Genomic DNA, 312 nt, shown 5'->3' on the forward strand with positions numbered 1-312 from the left:
CGGCTTTGCCGGATCTAATGTGTTTTATGATGCGTTTCTCGTTGATGTGGCCGCAAAGGAGCGGATGAATATGGTGTCCGCCAGGGGGTTTGGGCTGGGCTATATCGGCAGTACAATCCCTTTTCTCCTGAGCATTGCCGTGATTCTGTCAGCACAAGCGGAGGTGATTCCGCTGTCCGCCCAGACTGCGGGCCGCATTGCCTTTTTAATTACGGCGGCATGGTGGGGACTGTTTTCGATTCCGCTCCTTCTCCGCGTCCGCCAGCGCTATTATATCGAGAGGGAGCCGCGGCTTGTGATCAGCAGTTTTAT

At 54.8% G+C, this 312-nt stretch carries 1 protein-coding gene; it reads left to right on the forward strand.

Annotated features, from left to right (window positions below):
• Positions 1 to 312, forward strand: a 312-nt coding sequence (locus SB660_RS19635) for an MFS transporter (protein WP_410583931.1), incomplete at both ends; no start/stop codon positions are given.

The sequence above is a fragment of the Bacillus sp. SIMBA_005 genome (assembly GCF_046535585.1).
GTDB lineage: Bacteria > Bacillota > Bacilli > Bacillales > Bacillaceae > Bacillus > Bacillus pumilus.